The following is a 23415-nucleotide window of genomic DNA, read 5'->3' on the forward strand; positions in this document are numbered from 1 at the left end:
GCACATTCCGGGTCATAATCACTCCTTCTTGCGGAAGGCGGATGTATTACTATAATGACAAATCAAATTGTCGAGGTGATACAACGTGGAGGCTGCAAAACAACCTGTGCCAAAAATTCTGCAAGAGAAGCGGAAATTCTGGACTCCGCAACGGAAAGAGGCTTTAACCGGGTGGCTGTTTTTGGCACCGGAAATTGTCGGGATGCTTTTTCTTAATGTATTTGCGCTTGGATTCTCACTTTATTTGAGCTTCTCGAAATGGGATCTATTGTCGGGAGTCAAAGGAATCGAGTTCATCGGATTGGATAACTATATCAAAATGTTCCATGATCCGAGTATCATTCAAGCTTTGAAGAACAATGCTTTTTATATGATTATGACCGTGCCGATACCGATTGCGATTGCGCTGGTGCTCGCGGCATTGATTCAAAACAGTGTGTTCCTCAAAAATTATTTTAAAGTGGCTTTCTTTATTCCTTATATTTCTTCAATTATTGCGATAGCTGCCGTATGGAGTGCATTGTTCCATCCGTCTCTTGGACCGATCAATCAGTTGCTGATGGAGTTTGGAATTTCCAGCCCTCCGAAATGGCTAGTTGATCCAAAGACCTCACTGTTATCCATTGCCATTATCAGTTCTTGGGCAAGTCTTGGCTACACCATTATTATCTATATGGCTGGCTTGACGAATATTTCCGATGAAATCTACGAAGCCGCCGAAATAGATGGCGCCAGCGCGCTGAAAAAATTCTTTGCCATCACAGTTCCGATGCTGCGTCCGACTACATTTTTCCTGCTTATTACCATGCTGATTGGCTCGTTTAAGGTGTTCGACATCATCGCCTTTTTGACCGAAGGCGGTCCGAATAATTCTTCTACCGTGCTTGTGTTCAGGATCTATGAGGAAGGGTTCAAATACTACAACATGGGCTACGCTTCTGCAATTTCCTGGCTGCTATTCGCTGTTATCGGCTTGATTACCGCAGCCACTTGGAAAATGAGAAATGAAGAATAAAGGGGGGAGATTAACATGCAACTGATTAGAAAAAATATGTCCAGAGTGATCACTACCTGCATCATGGGGGCTTTGTCCATTGTGTTTCTTATTCCGCTGATCTGGATGATTTCCGCAGCCTTCAAGTATGAAAAAGATGTAATGCGCTTCCCGATCCAATGGATTCCCGAGAAGATCAATGTAGCGTATAATTTCAAGATGGTTTGGATGGGACGGGTACCTTTCTCCCATTTCTATTTAAACTCCTTTAAAGTTGCGATTATTACAACCTGCATCACACTGATCATTTCATCTATGTCGGCGTACGCCTTGACCAAAATCAAATTTAAAGGACGGAATATGGTCTTTCTGGCGCTGCTGTCGTTCATGATTATTCCTGACCAGGCCACGCTGATTCCGCGTTTTCTGCTGATTCGTTGGTTCGGCCTCTATGATACTCATGCTGCTATCGTATTAATGAGTATGTTCTCCATCTACTTCACGTTCTTGCTGCGGCAATTTATGATTGGTATCAGCGACGAATATATTGAAGCGGCACGAATTGATGGTGCAGGCCATTTGCGGATATTCTGGTCTATTATTGTTCCGCTCTGCAAGCCGGTGCTCGCTACCGTGGCGATCATCAAATTTATCTGGACCTGGAATGACTACCAGAATCCGCTGATCTTCTTGCTAAACAAGAATCTGTACACTATCCCACTCGGTATGACACTGTTCCGGGACGATTATTCGAACAACTATGCGATTATGATGACGGCAGCCGTTTCGGCGATCATCCCATTGGTCATCGTGTTCATTGCCCTGCAAAAGCAAGTCATTAACGGAATCTCCTTGGGAGGCGTAAAGGGCTGACTTGCGGGTATGCAAAAGAGGGTAAAAGTCAAAAATGTGATCCTACTACAGCAAAATTGTGCACTTGGCTTGTACAGCGGGTGCCTATAATAAGAAATGAACAAGGCACTATACTTAAATTTCAGTGCGGGGGGAAGTAAAATGAAAACAAAGGGCAAAAAAAGATTATCCGTTGTACTAGGCTCCATGCTGGCGGTTTCCTTAACGTTAAGCGCCTGTGGAAATTCCGGAAATTCAGAGAAGAATGGCGGTGCTGAAGCCAGTACGAATGCCGGGAACACCAAGGTGGACAAGCAAGTCGCCATCAAATATTACAACTGGGACAATGAAGCCCAATCAGCAGGCACGGATGCCATGCTGCAGGAATTTATGGATCAGAACCCAAATATCAAGGTAGAGCATGTGACACTCGTTCCCGGTGATTCTGTGGAGATGCTGAAGAAACTCGACTTCCTGATTTCATCCGGCGAAGCGATTGACGTTGTTCAGGTACCAAGCCTTGGAGGCGTACTTGAACGGGCGACCCGGGGAGCACTTGCCCCGCTGAATGAATTCTATGAGAAGGATAACCTCGTTCCTGAGGATGAATATTATGTGAATGCTAAGGTAGACAACAACTATTATGGGATGCAATATACCAAGAGCAGCAACTATGTAATGCTGAATAAAGATGCACTGGATGAAGCTGGGCTGCCTGTACCTACTTTTGGCTGGACATGGGATGACTACCGCGACTATGCCAAAAAACTGACCAAAGGTGAAGGCGTAGACAAACGTTACGGCACATACTTCCACACCTGGGAGTTGTATATGAACGCTCCGGCCCAAACGATGATGAAAGATCCATTCGTGTATGATGACGGGACGACCATTTTCGCGGATCCAACCTATAAATACTTCTTCCAGCTGCGCAAAGATATGGAGTCTGCTGATAAATCTGCGAAAACTTATGCAGACGCTTTAGCGGCTAAGCTCAATTACCGCACGGAATTCTTTAATGAAGAAGCCGCTATGATTCTGGCTGGTAACTGGACGATTGCTGATCCGGGCAATACTGAGCAGTATCCGCATGATTTCAAGACAGCTTTTGCTCCGGTACCGGTGCCTCCGGCAGGATCGGAACCAAAAGAATACGAGGGCAAATACTTCACCAGCGGCAATATGCTGGCGATGGGCGCTACTTCGAAGAACAAAGAGGCGTCTTTCCAACTGATGAGATTTATGTCAACGGCTGTTAGTGATAACAGACTGGAATTCTCCGGTTATAAAAAAGCGGATAATGAAGCCTTGCTGACCAAACTGGTAGCTGGCAAAGAGGATATGTATGATATGGATTCACTCAAATATACACTCTTTGACAGTGCAATTCAGTTCCTTGATGGCGCGCAGGTGATGACGACTGCAACGTCCGAATTGACCAAAATAATCGATGACGGCTTCAGCAGATTTATGCTTGGAAATGAATCGATTGATAAGGTGCAGCAATGGATGGTTGATGAAGCAACAAAAATTATCAACGAAAAAGGTGTTATCAAATAAATAGGGAATAAGCAAGTATCACAAGTTGTGGACGGGGCTTTGGAAGGTCATCAACTGGCTTTCCAAAGCCTTATTTATATATTGGGCCTACACAAACATATGGGAGAGTGTAGAAATGATGGAAAGCAGATTTTCACAGAACAAGCCGGAAGAGCAACTGGCGCTGCCTTCTAGGGAACAGCTGGAGTGGCAGGACCTGGAGCTGGGGATGTTTTGCCATTTTGGCATCAATACGTTTTGCGATCAGGAGTGGGGAGAAGGCAATGATTCACCTGCGGTCTTCAATCCGCTTCATTTGGATGCCCACCAATGGGTTAGTACAGCCAAAGAAGCTGGATTCCGTTATTTTATACTGACAGCTAAACATCATGATGGCTTCTGCTTGTGGCCGACTGCGACAAGTACTTATTCTGTGGCTTCTAGCCCATGGAAAGAAGGGCGCGGCGATGTCGTCAAGGAATGCGCGGAGGCTTGCCGTGAACTTGGAGTTGGCTTCGGCATTTATTTGTCTCCGTGGGACAGACATGAGCCCTGTTATGCAGATCCGCAAGCGTACGATGATTTCTATGCCCTGCAATTACAAGAGTTGCTTACGGGCTATGGTCCGCTTACGGAAATTTGGTTCGACGGCGCAGGGTCGGAGGGCCGCAATTACGATTGGCAGCGGATTATGGATCTGATCAAGCGCCACCAGCCAGGCGCCATGGTGTTTAATATGGGGGCACCAACGATCCGCTGGGTTGGCAATGAGGATGGCGTTGCTCCTTATCCATGCTGGAACACTGCAAATTCTGCGCGGGGTAGCATGTTCAGTGAAGCTTCATTGAACTGGCTTCCCGGAACGCCGAGCTGGGTGCCTGCGGAATGCGATGTGCCCATCCGTAAAGACCGCTGGTTCTGGCATCCTGAGGAGGAGCATCTGCTGCTGTCTCTGGAGCAGCTAATGGATATTTATTATCGTTCGGTTGGACATGGGGCAACTTTGCTGCTCAATGTAGCCCCTGACAACCGCGGGCTGTTTCCGGAGGCTGATGTGCAGCAGCTGCTGGAATTCGGCAAGGAGATAAGACGCAGATTTGACAAGGCTCTGGCGGTAACAGCAGGTACTGGAGATATTGTTGAACTGGAATTGCCAGCAGCTACTGTGATTGATCATGCCGAGATTATGGAGGATATCGCTTACGGCGAAAGAGTAGAAGGATATATGCTGGAAGCGTACAGCAACGGAGCGTGGCTGGAGTTGAAGCGTGGCAGTTCGATTGGCCATAAGAAAATCGACGCCTTCCCTCCGGTTGTCGCAGAGAAAATCCGCTTACGGGTGTCAGAAGCTGCCGCAAGCCCCAAGATTAGACGGCTTGCCGTCTACCACTGCGGGGAATCGTTAGAATAAATATTAATAAAGGAGGTTGTCGATAATGAGCCTGCTCACCTGGAACGACGGACACTATTTGCTGGACGGACAGCCTTATCGTATCGTATCAGGAGCCATTCATTATTTTCGGGTTATGCCTGAATATTGGAAAGACCGGCTGCTGAAATTGAAAGCCTGTGGATTCAATACCGTGGAGACCTACATCGCCTGGAATATACATGAACCTAAAGAAGGGCAGTTCGTATTTGATGGCATGGCCGATGTGGTATCTTTTATCGAACTGGCTGGTGAACTTGGGCTTCATGTTATTGTCAGACCGAGTCCATTCATCTGTGCAGAGTGGGAGTTCGGAGGCCTGCCGGGCTGGTTGCTAGCTTACGGGGAACTCCAGCTTCGCTGCTGTGACCCTCTTTATTTAAGCAAGGTAGACCGTTATTACGATGAGCTAATGCCTCGGCTGGTTCCGCTGCTCTCCACACATGGCGGACCAATTCTGGCCGTTCAGGTAGAAAATGAATATGGCAGCTATGGTAATGACAGTGGCTACCTGGGCTATATGCGTGATGGACTGGTCAGCAGAGGGATCGATGTGCTGCTATTTACTTCCGACGGGCCAACCGATGAGATGTTGCTCGGCGGAACACTGGAGGATGTGCATGCGACAGTCAATTTCGGCTCCAGTACAGAGGAATCCTTCCGCAAATATCGGGAATACCGCTCTGAAGAGCCGCTTATGGTGATGGAATACTGGAACGGCTGGTTTGATCACTGGATGGAGGATCATCATGTACGCGATGCCGGGGATGTAGCAGGTGTTCTGGATGAGATTCTGACACAGGGCTCCTCATTTAATATGTACATGTTCCATGGTGGAACCAATTTTGGTTTCTATAATGGTGCGAATCATATCGTCACCTACGAGCCAACGACTACAAGCTATGACTATGATGCCCCGCTCACGGAATGGGGAGATACGACGGAGAAATTTGAAGCTGTCCGGTCGGTACTCAGCAACCATGGATTTGCCCCGACTTGTCCACTCCCTGAGCCGATTCCGAAGATTTCTTACGGGAAAGTCGCTTTGACGGAAAGAGCGGAACTATTCACAGCTTCCAATCTGGAGAAGTTATCAGAGACGGTGAACAGCGTGTGTGTACAGCCGATGGAGAAGCTCGGACAATCCTATGGTTTTATATTGTACAGCACTTATGTGAAAGGGCCGCGCTCTAGACAGAAACTCTACATCGAGGGCGTGCGCGATCGGGCGCAGGTCTTCCTGGATGGACAGGTGCTTGGGGTGATTGAGCGCTGGAATCCGCTGCCACTGGAACTTTCCATCCCCGCTGGGGGAGCGCAGCTGGATATCCTCGTCGAGAACATGGGACGAATCAATTACGGGCCGCTCATTCGCGATCCGAAAGGGATTCTGGACGGGGTTCGGATTGATAACCAGCTGCAATATAACTGGACGATTCGTACTTTGCCGTTGGAACAGGAACAGCTGGATTCACTAGCGTACAAGAAGCACCCGGTGGAGAAGCAGCAAACTGCGACCCTTTCGGGTCTGCCCGGATTCTACCGGGGGAGCTTCGAGGCGGAGGAGATTGGCGATACCTTTCTACGATTCGATGGATGGAATAAAGGGGTCGCCTGGATCAATGGTTTTAATCTGGGCCGCTACTGGAACGCAGGGCCGCAACGCGCCCTATATATCCCGGGCCCATTGCTGCGCAAGGGGCGCAATGAACTTGTTCTTTTGGAGCTGCATGGCCGTGCGGAGACTTGCGAGATTGAGCTTGTGGACCTTCCTGATCTGGGAAGAACTTCGGCCGTCGATGACGCCGTGTTGAATTTTGTGCAGGATGATAACTTGTAGATGCCTTTAGCTTTAACCAATTCTAAGATTGGGGTGAACAAATGCGTAAACCAAGTCTATTTTTAGTATTAGTTCTCATTGTTGATCTTTTTTCTTCCTGTGGGGGAGTTCTTTATCCCTCGCATAGCAGGGCATCTGCGGCTGCATCAAATCTTATGCTTAACGGAAGCTTTGAGAATACAACGACAGCCCTTGACTCAACCTGGACAGGGGTTACAGACGCTGCTCCGGTGGGCTGGAGCTTATGGGTCCCTACAGGTAGCGGGAAAGGCACGAATAAAACAGCGAATATCAAGATAGACGCTGGCACTGCGCATGAAGGAACCCGGTCCATGCTGTTCGATGCCTTTGCCACAAGCAGGATTTCCATCAATCAGGGGGTAACTTCGGTTATCCCCGGTAAATCCTACAGACTTAAAGTCTGGCTAAAGACGGACAACGTCACTGGACAGGGAGCCTACTTTAGAACACAGTATTACAATACTGCCAAAGTGGGAGATGGACCTTCCTCTCCCAAAATAACAGGCACACAGGACTGGAGTATGCAGCAAGTACTTCTAACTATGCCGGCTAACGCGACGAAGCTAGTCATCGAGCCTTTTTTGGAGACTGGAAAAGGAAAGCTATGGATAGATGATATCGCATTGGAGGAATATGCGGGTCTTACAGGAATTGCGCTAGACCGTACGGCCTTTTCTATGGTCAAAGGGGACACGGTTGCACTTCTGCCCACTTTATCCCCTATAACGGCGGTGGATAAAACGGTAGTGTGGACTTCGAGCAATCCAGAAGCTGCGACTGTGGACGCACTTGGTAATGTAATGGGTACGGGGATCGGCTCTTCGACCATCAAGATCGCCACACCGGATGGTAGCCTTGCAGCCGAATGTCTGGTTACTGTCGAAGCTCCCGACATGATACAGGCCTACAATAAACTGAGGCTGAAATGGTACGACCGATTAAGTGGTGGTCAATACGATGGGAGTGATCCTGATATAGCTGCTAGTATTAGCGCTCAGGCTGCATCGGCTGCTGCACTTTGGGAGAGTATGGATAAATCCTCCGGCCGCACCTCCTTGTGGAGTGATACCGCGAGCACTACAGATTCGCAGTTTATTACAAGCGCTTACAATCGCTTGAAGACTATGGCATTGGCCTATTCTGTGGAGGGATCGGAGCTTTACGGCAACAGCGCTTTGGCGAATGATATTGTAAGCGCAATCAATTGGATGTATACAAACCGCTATAATCCGAGCAAAAGCGCTTATGGAAACTGGTGGGACTGGGAGATTGGCACGCCGCAGATTGTGAATGATCTTATGGTGCTCATGTACGACCATCTAACACCGCAGCAAATCAATCAGTATCTTGCGGCTATTGATGCCTTCTGTCCAGACCCCAAAGTAGGGTCGGTGCTTGGCGTTAAGGGCACGAAGATGACGGGAGCAAATCTACTAGATAAAGCGCTTGTGGTCACGGTAAGAGGCGTGATTGGCAACAACAGTGCAAAGATCATTCAGGGCCGTGATTCTATTGGCTCCGAGTATGTGTACACGACCCATGGTGACGGTGTGTATAAGGATGGTTCCCTCGTTCAGCATAATAATATTGCCTATACGGGAGGATATGGTTCGGTCTGGCTCAAAGGGACGGCGGATATGTCTTATCTGCTGACCGATTCTCCATGGCCAATAACGGACCCGAATGTTCTGAACATTTACGAATGGGTGGCTCAGACTTACGAGCCGGTGATCTACAACGGTCAATTTATGGATTCGGTAAATGGCAGAGGTATATCTAGAAAAGGAAGCGGCAGCGCAAGAGGGTTAATTGTCACCTTGCTGCGGATGGCTGAAACTGCTCCGGAGAATATTGCAGTATCCATTAAGCAAGCGGCGAAAGAATGGATCTCAGCGAATATGACATCCGGCAATTATTATGAAGGGTTGTCGCTTGCCGATATAACGATTGTGAAAAAGCTGATGAATGACGGGAAGATCAATCCAAGAGGAGCTCTCATTAAGAATCAGGTATTCGCCGGCATGGACCGGGTGGTTCATCTACGCGAAGGTTACGGCTTCGGTTTGAGTCTGTTCTCGAATCGTATCTCGGCGTTTGAGAAAGGGAATAACGAGAACCTGAAAGGATGGTATACGGGGATTGGGATGACCTATTTATACAATCAGGATCTGACCCAATACCGCAATGACTTCTGGCCTACCGTCAATTCCTATCGCTTGTCTGGCACGACAACGGATGGATCGGGGCAGGGGATGGTGCCTGTGGAATGGAAAAGTTACATGAATCCGAAAAACTGGGTGGGTGGATCGTCGCTGGAAGGCCTATACGGTGCAGCAGGTATGGATTTCTCACTCTCCCAAGTGACCGGTAGCGATTTGCAAGGCAAGAAATCCTGGTTTATGTTCGATGATGAGATTGTGGCGCTTGGTTCGGGAATTTCCAAATCAACTGCCGGCCCGCAGTCTGTTGAGACGATTATCGATAACCGGATGCTAAACGAAGTGGGAAACAACAAACTTCTAATCAACGGAGCTGTAGAACCGTCACAGTCCGGATGGTCAGCGACGTTAAAGAACGTTCAATGGGCCCATCTGGAGGGTAATGTGCCAGGTTCCGACGTGGGCTACTATTTCCCTGAAGCTCCAAGTATACTGGCGCAACGTGAAGCCAGAACCGGCAGTTGGAAAGAGATTAATGCCACTCAATCCGATGTTCCCATTACGCGCAACTACTTAAGCCTGGCAGTTGAGCATGGAGATACGCCTACGAATGGCTCATACTCCTATGTTCTGTTGCCTAATCGTGACATTGCCGGTACTGAAGACTATAGTGGCAACCCGGATATCGAAGTGTTGAGCAACAGCAAGGATGTGCATGCAGTCAGAGAGAAAAAGCTGGGCATAACCGCCGCTAATTTCTGGAATGCCGGAACGGTGGATTTCATCAAGGCACGCAATCCAGCTTCCGTGATGATTCAGCAGACCGATCAGGAGCTTATCGTTTCGGTGTCTGATCCTACACAATCGCAAAACCTATTGGCCCTAGAACTGGATGTGCCGGGGTTGACATTGCTCAGCAAAGACAGCAAGACGGAAGTAGTGCAAGCTTCGGGAAATACAGTTATAACGGTGGATGTGAAGAATTCTATAGGGGCAACGCATGTATTGAAATTTAATATTACTGAAGGAGAGACTCCAAAAGACGAATATGACGAGCTTCGTGGAAGATGGGTGGAGTATTTGACCGGAGGGCAATCCTTCGACCCGAATAACCCGGACATTGCCAAGTCTATAAAAACTTTATCCGATAAGATCAGTAATCAGGAGCGAACTGGATTCTGGGATACGATGAACAAGCAAATGAACCGTACTTATTTATGGAGCGATAAGCCGGGCAGCACAGCGGATGCTTTTGATACGGCAGCCTCTTATAACCGGTTGAAGGATATGGCTATTGCCTTTTCGACATCCGGCTCACCATTGTACGAGAATATGCAGTTGAAATCAGATATTCTGGACGGTTTAGATTTCCTATACGCGAATTGGTATAACGAAACCAAACTGGAGAAAGGCAATTGGTTCGAATGGGAGATCGGCATTCCGCTTGCATTGGGAGATACGATGGCCTTAATGTTCGAGTATTTGTCAGGCGATCAGATTACCAAATATACCAAAGCCATTGATAAATTCTGCCCGGACCCAACCAAACGGACCAATCAACCCTCGTTGATGGAAACCGGCGCGAATCGGCTGGATAAAGCACTGGCAGTGGTCTTGAGGGGCATTTATAATCGTGACAGCGCGAAGATCAAACAAGGGCGGGATGCAGTTAGCCAAGTATTACCCTATGTGACCCGCGGAGACGGATTTTATGAGGACGGCTCCTTTATCCAGCATAATAATATTGCTTATACCGGCAGTTATGGGGCTGTATTGCTTGGCGATATGATGAAAATGATGACTTTGCTGACAGGGTCCTCTTGGCCGCTGACTGATACCAATATGAAGAATGTATACAACTGGGTAACGGATTCTTATGAACCTCTTGTCTACAGAAAATTAATGATGGATATGGTGTTCGGTAGATCGATAGCCCGGGGAAACCGGCAGCTCGTGCCTTGGTCGCATATTTTGCGGCTGGCTTCTTCCGCGCCACCGGAGCAAGCGGCCCGATTTAAATCGATGGTGAAGTATTGGTTCGAAGCCGATACGGTAGTAGAAAGTTATTACGACGGTCTAAGAGTAGCCGATATTGTTCTGCTCCAGACGCTTATGGACGATCCAGAGGTGCAGCCATCAGGAGACCTTACTGTGCATAAGCAGTTTTCGGCTATGGACCGGATTGTCCACCATCGGCCTGGATATGCCTTTGGGATCAGCATGTCTTCGGCCCGAATTGCCAACTATGAAGCGGGCACAGAGAATCTGAAGGGCTGGTATACAGGCGAAGGCATGACCTATCTGTATAATCAGGATCTGGATCAATATGCAGATGCATTCTGGCCGACCGTGAACGCTTACCGTCTACCTGGGGTTACATCGGATGGGGCAAGTCGCGGTGCAGCCAAGACTACATCTAAAACATGGGTGGGAGGATCATCCATAGACGGCCTTTATGGAGCGGCCGGCATGGATCTGGATCCGGATAACAGCACATTGTCCGGTAAAAAGTCCTGGTTCATGTTCGATGATGAAATCGTAGCGCTTGGGGCAGGCATTACAAGCACAGATAACCGCAAGGTGGAGACCATCGTAGATAACCGTAAGCTCAAGGCGAGCGGAGACAATGTACTTACGGTCAACGGAGAGGCCAAGCCATCCGCGCTGGGTTGGTCTGAGTCAATGAATCAGGTGCATTGGGCACATCTGGAAGGCAATGTTCCCGGCTCGGGAATCGGTTATTATTTCCCTGATGCCCCAACGATTGACGGTCTGCGTGAGTCTCGGACTGGCGCATGGAAGGATATTAATCAAGGGGGATCAACGGAGCCGATTACGAGAAATTATGCCAGCCTGTCGATTGCTCAGGGAACGAATCCGGTGAATCAATCGTATTCGTATGTGCTTCTGCCGAATCAGGATGAAACGGCGACAGCGCGCTATAGCAGTAGTCCTGACATCGAAATTATAGCCAACACGGATAGTGTGCAAGCCGTCAAGGAACAGAAGCTGGGACTTATGGCTATGAACTTCTGGGTACCGGGAATGATCGAATCCGTGCGCGCCAATCATCCAGCCTCCATTATTATCAAGGAGTCTGGAGATGAACTGACGATAGCCATTTCGGATCCGACACAGTCTCAATCTGTGGTGAATGTGGATGTCGGCAGAACCGCGCTGGAAGAACTGATGAAAGATCCAACCGTAACGGTACTGCAGACCTCGCCGAGGATTGAACTCGCAATTCATACAAGCGGGTCCAAAGGAAAAAGCCATGTTGTCAAGTTCAGAATTGATCCGAATGCCGAACCTTCTGAGCCTTCCGATTCGGAACCAGACGAAGCGGCAATAACGAAGCTGTATGTTTCTGAAGATGCGTATGTCAATGGAGGATCGAAAGCTGCAGTCAATTATAGTTCGGTCAATTACTTGCAAATCAGAAATGGCAGCGGGGACACAGACAGAAGGGTTTATCTAAAATTCGATCTGAGTCCGTTTGTCGGTGAAGTCGGTTCTGTGAAGCTGAATGTGTTCGGAAAGACAAATGACGGGGCAGGCACTTTGTCCGATATCGGTGTATTTGGAGTCCAAGATGATGATTGGACGGAGGCAACGCTAAATTACAATAATGCTCCAAAAATCGGTACTCAAGCTGCGCTGCAGACTTTTTCCGGACCGGAGCAGTGGCGGCAGTTCGATATCACCTCATGGGTTGGCACGGAGTTCCCTTCCGATCCGGTGATAAGTCTGGCTCTTAGGCAGGTAGGCTATAATCTCGCCACAGACATAAGAAGCCGTAAGAATGAGAATGGCAAATATGCCGCGTATCTGGAAATTTTGCCGAAAGATACAACACCTCCAGTCACGAAGGCTACCATACTTGGAGAAACAGGAGAAGGGGGCGCATATAAGGGCAAAGTCAATATCACTTTTGATGTCACCGACCAATCCAATGGGGGAGCTGTCGGCTGGGGAGTCAAGCGGACAGAATACCGGCTCAATGGTGGTGCATGGAATACGGTTACTCAGAGCGTATATATCGAGAACCCCGGAACCTTCGGGATCGATTATCGTTCGGTGGATAAGGCTGGCAATGTAGAGCCGTTCCGACAGCTTCAGGTGACGGTCATGGAGCCTACAGAAAGAGTCTCAACGGCAATTAGCGGCCCGGAAAGCCTGGGTGTCGGGGAGACCGGAACGGCGGTTACTTCGGTAGTGTACAGCGATGGTAGCCGTTATATAGTAACCGAAGGTATAGTCTATGAGAGCAGCGATCCTAACGTCGCAAGTATAGGCAAAGATGGCCATATTGAAGCTAAAGGCCCGGGCGTTTCGGTTATTTCATCCGTATATGACAACATGACCGCTTCCTATTTATTAAAGGTGTATGAACAACTGCCGGAGCTCGTCTCTATTTCGTTAAGCGGTCCGACATCCTTGGAAATAGGGCAGAGCGGTAAGGTGGTCACAACGGCGGTATATAGTGATGATAGCCACCTTACGGTAACAGAGGGTGTGATCTACGAGAGCAGTAACAGGAAGGTAGCCACAGTAACGGCAACGGGGCAGCTGCAAGCACTTGATCCGGGCATGACAGTGATTACTGCAAGTTACGGAGGACGGCAGAGCAAGCTGACGCTTCAGATTCTACAAGCGGAAGACAATACTTCAACTGTTCTGAGTCCGCAACCACAAGTGCCTTCCGTACCGGAGGTAACGGCGGGGCGGCTGCAACTAAACGCAGCTTCGTTGAACGATCTTTCGGCAGCCATTGTCTACGAGGGTAAATTGAGAATGCTAGTATTGCCGGGGATGGCAGCAGACATGCTCAAACAGAAGCCGCTTCGGGTAGAGGCTTCTAACTTTAATGTGACCCTTCCGGCAGCGGTGCTTCAACAATTACGGGGTTTGATTCCTGCGGAGCAATTGGCCGGTAGCCAGATCTTTCTGGAGGCTTCTGAGGTGAATGGGGAAGCGGCGCAGAGAATACTAGCTAGCGCAGAGAAGAAATCTGGTGCAGTGCTAAACCAGGCAGGAGAGTTCCTTCTCTTTAACCTGTATATTGTTGCTGGTGACGGTACAAGAAGCATACTTCACCAATTTGTTGAGCCCGTTACATTAGAGCTTAACGCCTACCCTGAGGCCAAAAGGAATTTGCTCGGCGGCTATTATTTTCCGGATTCCGGAAATATAGAGTATGCGGGCGGTTCCTGGCTGAAGGGCAAGGTGGCTTTGCGCACCGAATACTTAGGCACATATGCTGTGCTGGAATACAACAAATCGTATGACGATGTTCCTTCTGGACATTGGGCGGCGGCGGTTGTACAAGAGCTAACGGCCAAACATCTGATTCAAGGAGTCGGACTTCGGAATTTCGAGCCGAACCGGTCAGTGACCCGTGCAGAATTTACAGCTATGCTGATCCGCTTGCTGGGACTTGAAGGGAAATCATCTACAGCATTTGCGGATGTATCTGCGGATGAGTGGTATGCGGAGGAAGTGGCGCAGGCTGTAGAGGCGGGGATAGTCCATGGGGTGAGTGAGACTCTCTTCGCTCCAGAAGCCCCTATTTCCCGCCAAGAGATGGCGGTCATGGTGATGCGAGCCTACCAATATGTCAGCGGGAAAAAGGTGGAACCAAAGCCTGTAATCCAATTCGGTGACTTGCGTGCGGCTGCCTCATGGGCCCGTGAATCGATCATTGCTGCCCAAGCCCTTGGACTTATCCAGGGTCGAAGTGACCAGCAATTCGCTCCGGGAGGCTCAGCAACTCGAGCTGAGAGTGCAATGGTTCTATACAATCTTTTAGCAATTAAGACTGAAAAGTAAGAATTTGAAGCCAGGGCTTTGGGAAGGTTCAGTAGAACCATTCCAGAGCCCTTTTGGCGTTTAGAGAAATCGGCAGGTTTGGATGGGCAGAGCTTTCGTTGAGGTTTCATTTCTACTCGGTTTGTGAATAATGGAGGATTGAATAGGAAGGGAGCATTAGAGATGCAGGTGTATATGGACATTGTGCTTCGGGCCTTTGTTGCTATGATCATGCTTTTGCTGATCGCCAAAATATTGGGAAAACAAACGTTATCTAACTTGACCTTCCACGATTTCGTGACGGGTATTATATTGGGCTCAATAGCCGCGAACTTGGCGTTTAATAAACAGTTGCATTCTTCCTACATGATCCTGGCGCTTATAGTCGTTACCGTTACATCTTTTTTACTATCTGTCATCGCTTTAAAAAGTCGTAAAATGAGAAGCTGGATTTCAGGTTCACCCACTGTACTTATTGAGGATGGGAAAATTCTTGAGCAAAATATGAAAAAGGTAAGGTATTCGTTGGACTCTTTGGATCAGGCATTGAGAGAAAAGGAAATCTTTAATCTAGAGGTAGTAGAATACGCTGTGCTGGAAGATAACGGAATGGTGTCTGTATTAAAGAAACAAGAGTACCAATATGTTACCCGAAAAGATCTAAAGCTGTTGTCCGTTCCTCAGAGCTTTCCCGTTGAATTGATTATGGATGGAATAGTGCTTGCAGATAATCTTAAGGATAATAGCCTGACCCACGAGTGGCTGGAGAACGAGTTAAGACGTAAGGGAAAACAAATTTCTGATGTGTTTTACGGGGTAAGAGGAACGCAGCAGCAGCTCATTTTTGACTATTATGAAGACGGGATAAAGAAACCTATTGATAAAGAATAGCTTTTGTTCATATTGGAGATTGACGGATACCTAAGCAGCATCTTATAATGTTTGTATAATTATTAATTAGTTAATAAAAATATAAACGTTGAGAGGCGGTATTTAACCATGGCAGAACGTGCGATCCTTAATACTGACATTCGCAAAGGAACGATTAACAGAAATATTTACGGACATTTTTCTGAGCATCTTGGCCGTTGTATTTATGAAGGGATTTGGGTTGGAGAAGATTCAACTATTCCTAACACCAACGGTATTCGTAATGATGTCGTGAAAGCGCTTAAGGAAATTAAAATTCCTGTACTTCGCTGGCCAGGCGGATGTTTCGCGGATGAATATCACTGGAAAGATGGTATCGGAGCCCGTGAAGGTCGTAAACGTATGATCAACACTCACTGGGGCGGAACCGTTGAGAACAACCATTTTGGTACGCATGAATTCATGGAATTATGTGAGATGCTGGAATGTGAGCCTTACATTAACGGTAATGTGGGCAGTGGTACCGTTCAAGAGATGTCCGAATGGGTGGAGTATTTAACCTTTGGAGGCGTATCTCCAATGTCCGAGCTTCGCCAGCAGAATGGCCATCAAGAGCCTTGGGCTGTGACTTATTTTGGCGTGGGGAATGAGAACTGGGGCTGCGGCGGGAATATGCGTCCAGAATATTATGCAGATCTTTATCGCCAATATCAGACGTATGTACGTAATTACGGGGACAATCGTATTCACCGGATTGCTTGTGGTCCTAACGTGGATGATTATCACTGGATGGAGGTTCTGATGCGTGAGGCAACACGCTTTATGGACTCGATTACCCTGCATTATTATACAATCCCTGGTCCAGCATGGGAGAATAAAGGTGCAGCTACAGGCTTTGAAACGAGTGAATGGTTTAGTACATTAGAGAAAGCCCTTCGCATGGATGAGCTGATCACCAGACATGGCGTTATTATGGATAAATATGATCCGGATAAAAGAGTAGGCCTTATCGTAGATGAGTGGGGAACTTGGTATGATGTAGAGCCGGGAACGAATCCAGGATTCCTGTATCAACAAAATTCAATTCGGGATGCTCTTGTGGCAGGCGTGACCTTGAATATTTTCCATAAACATAGTGACCGGGTACGTATGGCAAATATTGCGCAGACGATTAACGTACTTCAGGCAGTTATATTGACCGAAGGGGAAAAGATGGTGCTGACTCCTACGTATCATGTGTTCAATATGTTTAAAGTCCATCAGGATGCGGAGCTGCTGGATTTGGCACTGGAAAGTGGCACTTACAGCTTTGAAGGCCGTGAGATTCCTGAAGTATCTGCTTCGGCTTCCGTAACTGCTTCTGGAATCATTCATGTCAGCCTTTGCAACTTGAACCATGCAGCTTCTGCTACTGTACCACTCGAGCTTCGTGGTCTTTCCGGGAAGAAGGTTGAAGTGACAGGCACAACACTTACCGGTGACAAAATTGATGCTCACAATACCTTCAGCCAACCGGAGGCAGTAGTGCCGCAAGCCTTCACTGCCTTTACTCTGGAGGGCGATCTTCTTAATGTTGAACTGCCTCCAATGTCAGTAACTGTGCTGGAGATTACGCCGAAGGCTTAAGGTGGTGTTACCATGTCAACAACATCAACATGCAAGGGATGCAGAGAGGATTATAAAGTTACGCCAACGCAGATTAATCGTATCTTGTCTTCTTCCATGTTTAAGCCAGAGTTTTGTGTTCCAGATGAAGTTTACGCTGAACGGGTTGCCCTTTGTGGGACTTGCCCTAAGCTGCACGAAGGGGTAACTTGCGTCGCTTGCGGTTGCATCATCCCCGTAGTAGCCAAGCTTAAGGAACGTAGTTGTCCATTACCCGGGGGTGGCTTGTGGGGCCCCTTTATCGAAAAGAATTAAGCTAAAATAAGAGCCGCATTCGACTCTCCAATGGGAGGTGAATGCGGCTTTATTCTTGGTTATCCGTATAGAACAATTCAACGATTAGATCTTCATTGTAATTTCCAAAACCTTTGCCAAAAAGAGTAATCCCGCCAATATGCTCGGCATCTTCATCTACGGAAAGCTTAAAAGACCACTGTTTGTCACGGATATTCACTTGATCAAGGGTAACTTCTGAGAGCTTCAAACCATCCATAAATGTACCTTTTGCTGTAATGCGCAGCTGCTTGAGCAAGCCGTATTGGTTCGTGAGTGCTGGCCACCAGGCCGGTGTATATTTACCACGGCTATCCCCGTAGTCACCAGGACTTGTCCAGAATCCAAGCTTCACTCCGTTCAGAGTGAATGTGATATCCGAAGGCCAATTATTATTAATGGAAGGTGCTTCGGAAGCAATTTCCATGGTTATAATCAATTCCTCAGGATGCTGGCTGGAGAGTAGGAAATTAGGGATTTTATATTCAATAAATCCTTTGCCGAACCAAAGAATCCCCGCATTCATACGCTCAAGATCCCAGAAATATCGGGGATCATCAAAACTGCCGATCACTTTCTCAGTAGTTGCAAGACCACAGGTTGGCTCGATCAGGAAGTCGGAATAATGTCCAACCGGAATTTCCTTACGATAACTTTTGCGCTCATTGATTTGTCTGCCTGGAAAGGTGATTTCTGCTCCTTCAGCAGCTAGAGTACAGATCTTTTGCAGACCACTTCGACCAGGTGCCATATGCGTCTGGATCAGGCCGGCAGCTTCCAGCTTACGCACATGCATAGTCATAATTGCGCTGCTCAAATTTACTGCTGCGGCCAATTCCTTAACATTCATAGGATTTTCGGCAAGCAAACGCAACATGTGTAGGCGTACTGAGCTGGCTAAAGCTTCATAGACGGGAAGGGATTCTTCCGACAGGTCAAGTTTCATAAATGGCCTCCAATTAAAATTTATGGGCTAATCGCCGATGATTAAGAAATTTATTAATAACAATATAAAAATCGACGTTTATCTCGGACGTATAGTTAATGATTATATTAGTTAAATACTTTTTTTACAATATGGGACTTTAAAAAAAGAACGGAGCCTGTGGCTCCGCTCTCTCTTTTCAAATCAAGTCTTGCTTAATCTACGTTCGAGCTATACTCTGCCTGTACTTCATCTGATTTGAGCGCTCTGCTGTAAATCTTCAGTTCATCAATCATACCCTTAAATGGTGCATCCCAATAGTTGACGCCTAGAGCGAAAACGCCATTCTTATTCTTAAAGACATTCGGGAAGCCCTCACCAGAGAACTGCTCTACTCCGTTGAGGTAAACTTTTACGGTTCCATTGCTGACCGTAAACGCAACATGTGTCCATGTATTTACTGGAATCTTCATGGCAGAAATAGCATCATACCAAGCTTCTCCGGACCATAACAACGTTTTACCGCCACCGTTCTGAGGAACGAAGCTAATCCAGCTATTTTTAGTGGCAGCGCCGAAGAAAGTAGTTGTTGCATCTGTAAGTTGTTCAGGGTTTAGCCACATAGATACGGTGTAGGTATTGCTGTCAATTAATCCATCAGGCAAACGGATACCGGAGGTACCGTTGAATATTGCAGCTTGACCGAGGACACCGTTACCGTATGTGATATTGCCTACTGTTGGGCTATCTACTTTTGCTCCTGTAACTTCGCCTTTTCCGTTCAATTGGAAGGAGTCATCCAGGTCGCCATCAAAAGCATAATGAGCTACTTTTCCTTCAGTTACATTTACTGTGTAGCTGGCTGAAACTTCGCTTCCATCAGTCGCTGTTGCAGTAATTACAGCTTGGCCACCGACAGTTAGTGCTGTTACTATTCCGCTCGCTGCGTCAACAGCCACTACGCTGGAATCGCTAGAGCTCCAAGTTAGCGCCTTATTTCCGGCATTGGTCGGAAGCACACTTACTTGAGGGGTGAAAGTATTTCCTACAGCTACTGATTTAACAGCTTCACTGAATGAAATATTACTTACTTTGATGTTCGTATCAGGCTCACCGTTTACAAGCCAGCCTACAGCTTCCGCAGACAATGCTCTATCATACACGCGGAATTTATCAACCAAACCTTTGTAGGGTGCATCCCAATAGTTCACACCAAGAGCAAATACGCCGTCTTCTGTATCAAAAATATCTGTGAATCCTTTTCCGGAGGATTTCAATACACCATTTACATACATATTGACTGTTCCAGCATTGTAAGTGAAGGCTACATGCGTCCACTGGTTAACTGGAATTTGTAAGCCTGTATCAGCATCCAGCCAAGTCTCGCTACCGAACCAGAGTCTAGTGGTTGCTCCACCGTTTCCATAAGGCAGGAGACTGAACCAGTTCGTTTCGGTTTTAGCACCGAAGAATACAGGAGTAAAAGCTTTTAATTCGGATGGATTCAGCCACATCCCTACCGAGTATGCGCTACTTTGAATTAATCCGTCAGGTAGACGAACACCGGATTTGCCATCAAACTTGGCTGCCTGACCGTCTTTACCAGCCTCAAAAGTGATGTCTCCATCCTCAGTGTTGTTGATCAGATTTCCGGTGACTATGCCGTCAGCTGTACGATCACCATTTTCTGCAAGGTCGCCATCAAAGTCAAAGGCAGCTACTAAGCCGTCTTCCAGTTGCGTGCTCTTTTTTTCCATAACAACGGCGGTGAAGGTTTTAGTTACTGCGACTTCGCCTAGCTTAATTGTAGCAGTCAGTTCAACTGTAGCGTTTCCAAGTCCAAGTTCAGGACGAGTAACATTACCATTGTTACCAATTACAGCCTCATTGGAAGAGGACCATGAAATTTCTGCTCCGCGCAAGCCTTCCGTAGGGAGGGTGATGTCATCGTATATTTTTCTTGTGTCACCAATACTCAAGCCTGCAGCAATATTGTTCAAAATCTGCTCAACGCTCATCGATTCCATCTGGCTGCCCCAGATAGTGATTCCTTGATCTGACATTGCGGTGAACGTCATAACATGCTGTTGGCGTGAGGAATCCCATTGCTTCACAAATACACCTTTGTAGAGATGTTGTACGGTGTTTCCATTTTCCGTTTCGTTAATAAGCAAATGAGCGAAGTACTCATCCTTCAATTCCCAAGTTCCGGTTAACGATCCAGCGATCGTTCCGTCACTTTTCAGCTCGATATCTACTGTGGGTTTGATGATGCCTGAAACATCTTTGCCGTGGTTTACGAACTGATAAGAGCCGACAACATTATCCCGTGCTACAGCCCCAATAGTTTCACCCGTGTAACGATGTACGGCAGTTACTGGCCAGCCATCTTCGTTAGTGAACATTTGATGCACACGAAGTTCATGTGTTTCACCACGGAGTGGGAAACGAGTGTGGAAGAAGTTAAATATTTTACCCGTTTCATCATCATATTGTATCGAGTTATGTCCTGAGGACACATAACCATACGTTTGGAAATTCGGGTCTGCATTTTGATTTGTAAACATGAAGTTTCCTAATAGCTTATTACCATATGGTGTGTTGTCACCATCGGTAGTTAGAACAGCATTCTGTCCTGCTGCATCCGTATAAGGGCCGTCCGGATTTGTTGAACGGAACTGCCGCATGCTGTAACCGCCTTTGGAGTCAAGTCCACCGTAAGTTACATACAAGAAGTAGTAACCAGTATCCTTGTCGTAAACGATATACGGACCTTCACCCGATTTGGTCATTCCGCCAGAAATATGGGTTCCGAAATAGCGGTCGATAAGACGTCCATCAGCGGTCTTTCCATCTTTGCCTGGATATTTAGGTTCTCCGGTAGCTGGATCAATCTCCAGAATGAATATACCACCTGACCATGAACCATAAGTCATCCAAAGCTTGTTGTCTTTGTCGTAGAAAATAGTTGGGTCAATTGCATTTGTATAGGTTTTGTTTTGATACAAACCACCTGCATTAAACCAATCTGGATTGACACCTTCCAGCGTTCCATTGCCGATAAGGTCCTTGATATTTGTATTGTCCCATTTCTTATTTACTTTACTGTCACTGTCATAAGCCTCTTCCTTGGTGAAACCGGAATAAATTACGGTATTTCCATAAGTATAAGGCCCTTCGATATTTTGCGAAGTGGCGTAGCCAATCGCCGAACGGATATAAGTAGAAGAAGCGCTGTAATACATCATATAAGCGCCAGTTGTTCCATCAGCGTTCTTATAATCGTTATTCCAGAATACGTCCGGTGCCCAGATGGAGAATCCGCCTTTACTGTCCGAATCGTTCTCGCCAGCCCATTTAAAGGATTCTGCCAGATTCTTGGACAGATCACCAAAAATCACGTTGCCCGGTGTTGTATAACCATTAGTGAACTGTGTCCAGTTCATCAGATCATCTGATTTGGCCGCATCGATATGGGAGCCAAATACATAATAAGTTCCATTATCCACAACCACCGATGGATCATGCACCGAGACATTGGTGAGTGCTGGTGCAGTTGCTCCCGGACTAGGTGTAGCCGTCGGACTAGGCGTAGCCGTCGGATTTGGTGTAGCTGTTGGATTTGGTGTAGCCGTTGGATCTGGTGTAGCAGTTGGAGCCGGAGTAGCTGTAACTTCCGGAGCTGATGTAGCAACAGAACCGCCGTTAGATCCACCAGTACCAGTGGTTGCCGTAGCCGTTGGAGTTGGTGTTTCAAAATGGATTAGCTGACTGTACTTGCTATCAAAGATAACCTTACCCGTGCCTTGGATGGTTAGGATATCGTTGAAACCAAGGATTAGATTCTTGATTTCCGTACCTGCCTCTACACGCAGCTTGGCTTTTTGCTTCAGTGTAACTTCAGCAATACTGCCTGCTGTCAGATGGAGTGTAGGCTCTCCCAACGCTTGAAGCTCAACGGAATCAAAGCTTCCTTTCAGCTTGAGGATGGAATCCTTAGGCAGCGTATTCTCAACAATAACCCGGCTGAAACCTGCCCCCGTTAATGCATCTTCCTCTAGTATTGCACCGGAATGTACGCGTACGTTTGGTACAGCACTTGTGCCTCTAGTAACGACGCGCAGCTTGCCGTTATGCTTATCTACTACCATTTCAGCAGCATTGGAGTCGCTTAGTACGACACTGTTCTCACCGCCACCGGCAACGAATACTTTTCCCTTAACAGTGACATTATTCAGTGTGACATCGCCCTCAGCAATACCTTCGGTAAGGTAGAGATTCCCTGAAATTGTGGAGTTTTTCAACTCTACGCCTGGGCTGCTGATAACCATATTCCGAGTGTTAATCCCCGAATAGCTTCCGCTCTTAGGCGTGATTTCTCCGCCAAGCTTCTCAATCATGCGCAGTGCTTCCGCTCTTGTTACAGCCTGAGTTCCTTTAAAGCTGCCGTCAGTGTAGCCTTGCAGATAACCTTCACCAAGTAAAGACAATACTGCTTCTTGGCTCCATTCTGGCAAATCAGCAGCATCTTTTGGTGCAGAAGTGCCAACAGATGAGTTGAGTTGGAACAGTCTGTATAACATTACTGCAGCTTCTTGACGACTTACTTGCTGTGCGGGTCGGAAGGTGCCATCGCTGTATCCTGTCACATATCCTGCAGCGGTTGCTTTTTGGATATCGCTGTAGTAAGCACCTGTCGTGGAAACATCCGTGAAGCCAATTTCGGCTTTTTCCTGCAAATTAAAGACCCGATTAACCAGAGTAACCCACTCTGCACGGTTGATTTCTTGATTTGGCTTATATATTCCGTTTCCGTAACCCAGAATCAAGCCCTTATCTACCCAAGATTGAAAATCCTTCTGTGCCCAGTGGCCGGAATAATCGGCGATTTGTTGCTGAGTGGATAATGCGACTGATTTGGAATCGCTTGCAGAAGCTGCAGAAATTAATGGAGCAGGCACTAATAGAGTGAGTGCAAGCAGAGAAGCGGTTAGTTTACCAGTAGTTTTTCTCAAATGTATGATCCTCCGATTCTAGTGA

The 23415-nt window shown here is 47.2% G+C and carries 11 protein-coding genes; 9 read left to right on the forward strand and 2 right to left on the reverse strand.

Annotated elements, in window-relative coordinates; translation table 11 throughout:
* Nucleotides 1-85: 85 nt before the first annotated feature.
* From NSS82_RS08975 to NSS82_RS09015, 9 genes are all read left to right on the forward strand, one after another.
* The gene (locus tag NSS82_RS08975) at nucleotides 86-1015 is read left to right on the forward strand and encodes a carbohydrate ABC transporter permease (protein ID WP_051490863.1); all 930 of its coding nucleotides are present in this window, start codon (nucleotides 86-88) and stop codon (nucleotides 1013-1015) included.
* Nucleotides 1016-1030: 15 nt separating this feature from the next.
* Nucleotides 1031-1867, forward strand: a complete 837-nt coding sequence (locus NSS82_RS08980; RefSeq protein ID WP_036675652.1) for a carbohydrate ABC transporter permease — start codon at nucleotides 1031-1033, stop codon at nucleotides 1865-1867.
* A 141-nt stretch (nucleotides 1868-2008) separates the two neighbouring features.
* The gene (locus NSS82_RS08985) at nucleotides 2009-3406 is read left to right on the forward strand and encodes an ABC transporter substrate-binding protein (protein ID WP_076100552.1); all 1398 of its coding nucleotides are present in this window, start codon (nucleotides 2009-2011) and stop codon (nucleotides 3404-3406) included.
* A 115-nt stretch (nucleotides 3407-3521) separates the two neighbouring features.
* Nucleotides 3522-4796 (forward strand): alpha-L-fucosidase, encoded by a 1275-nt coding sequence (locus NSS82_RS08990; protein ID WP_256717902.1) that lies wholly within the window; start codon nucleotides 3522-3524, stop codon nucleotides 4794-4796.
* Nucleotides 4797-4821: 25 nt separating this feature from the next.
* Nucleotides 4822-6654, forward strand: a complete 1833-nt coding sequence (locus NSS82_RS08995; protein ID WP_076100550.1) for a glycoside hydrolase family 35 protein — start codon at nucleotides 4822-4824, stop codon at nucleotides 6652-6654.
* Nucleotides 6655-6695: 41 nt separating this feature from the next.
* Entirely contained in the window at nucleotides 6696-14663 is a 7968-nt protein-coding gene (locus NSS82_RS09000) for a polysaccharide lyase family 8 super-sandwich domain-containing protein (RefSeq protein ID WP_076272371.1), read from the forward strand.
* A 162-nt stretch (nucleotides 14664-14825) separates the two neighbouring features.
* Nucleotides 14826-15533, forward strand: a complete 708-nt coding sequence (locus tag NSS82_RS09005) for a DUF421 domain-containing protein (protein ID WP_076100545.1) — start codon at nucleotides 14826-14828, stop codon at nucleotides 15531-15533.
* 108 nt (nucleotides 15534-15641) lie between these two features.
* The gene (locus NSS82_RS09010; RefSeq protein WP_076100543.1) at nucleotides 15642-17138 is read left to right on the forward strand and encodes an alpha-N-arabinofuranosidase; all 1497 of its coding nucleotides are present in this window, start codon (nucleotides 15642-15644) and stop codon (nucleotides 17136-17138) included.
* Between the two features lie 12 nt (nucleotides 17139-17150).
* Complete coding sequence (locus tag NSS82_RS09015; RefSeq protein ID WP_076100542.1) at nucleotides 17151-17432, forward strand: DUF6171 family protein; 282 nt, start codon at nucleotides 17151-17153, stop codon at nucleotides 17430-17432.
* A gap of 49 nt (nucleotides 17433-17481) precedes the next feature.
* Here the strand turns inward: NSS82_RS09015 and NSS82_RS09020 are convergent, their stop codons facing one another.
* The gene (locus NSS82_RS09020; RefSeq protein WP_076100540.1) at nucleotides 17482-18396 is read right to left on the reverse strand and encodes an ArsR/SmtB family transcription factor; all 915 of its coding nucleotides are present in this window, start codon (nucleotides 18394-18396) and stop codon (nucleotides 17482-17484) included.
* A 194-nt stretch (nucleotides 18397-18590) separates the two neighbouring features.
* Nucleotides 18591-23390, reverse strand: coding sequence for a LamG-like jellyroll fold domain-containing protein (locus tag NSS82_RS09025; protein WP_076272370.1), 4800 nt, complete (start codon nucleotides 23388-23390; stop codon nucleotides 18591-18593).
* Nucleotides 23391-23415 lie beyond the last annotated feature (25 nt).

The sequence above is a fragment of the Paenibacillus sp. FSL H7-0735 genome (assembly GCF_038008505.1).
In the GTDB taxonomy this organism is placed as follows: Bacteria; Bacillota; Bacilli; order Paenibacillales; family Paenibacillaceae; genus Paenibacillus_AQ; species Paenibacillus_AQ odorifer.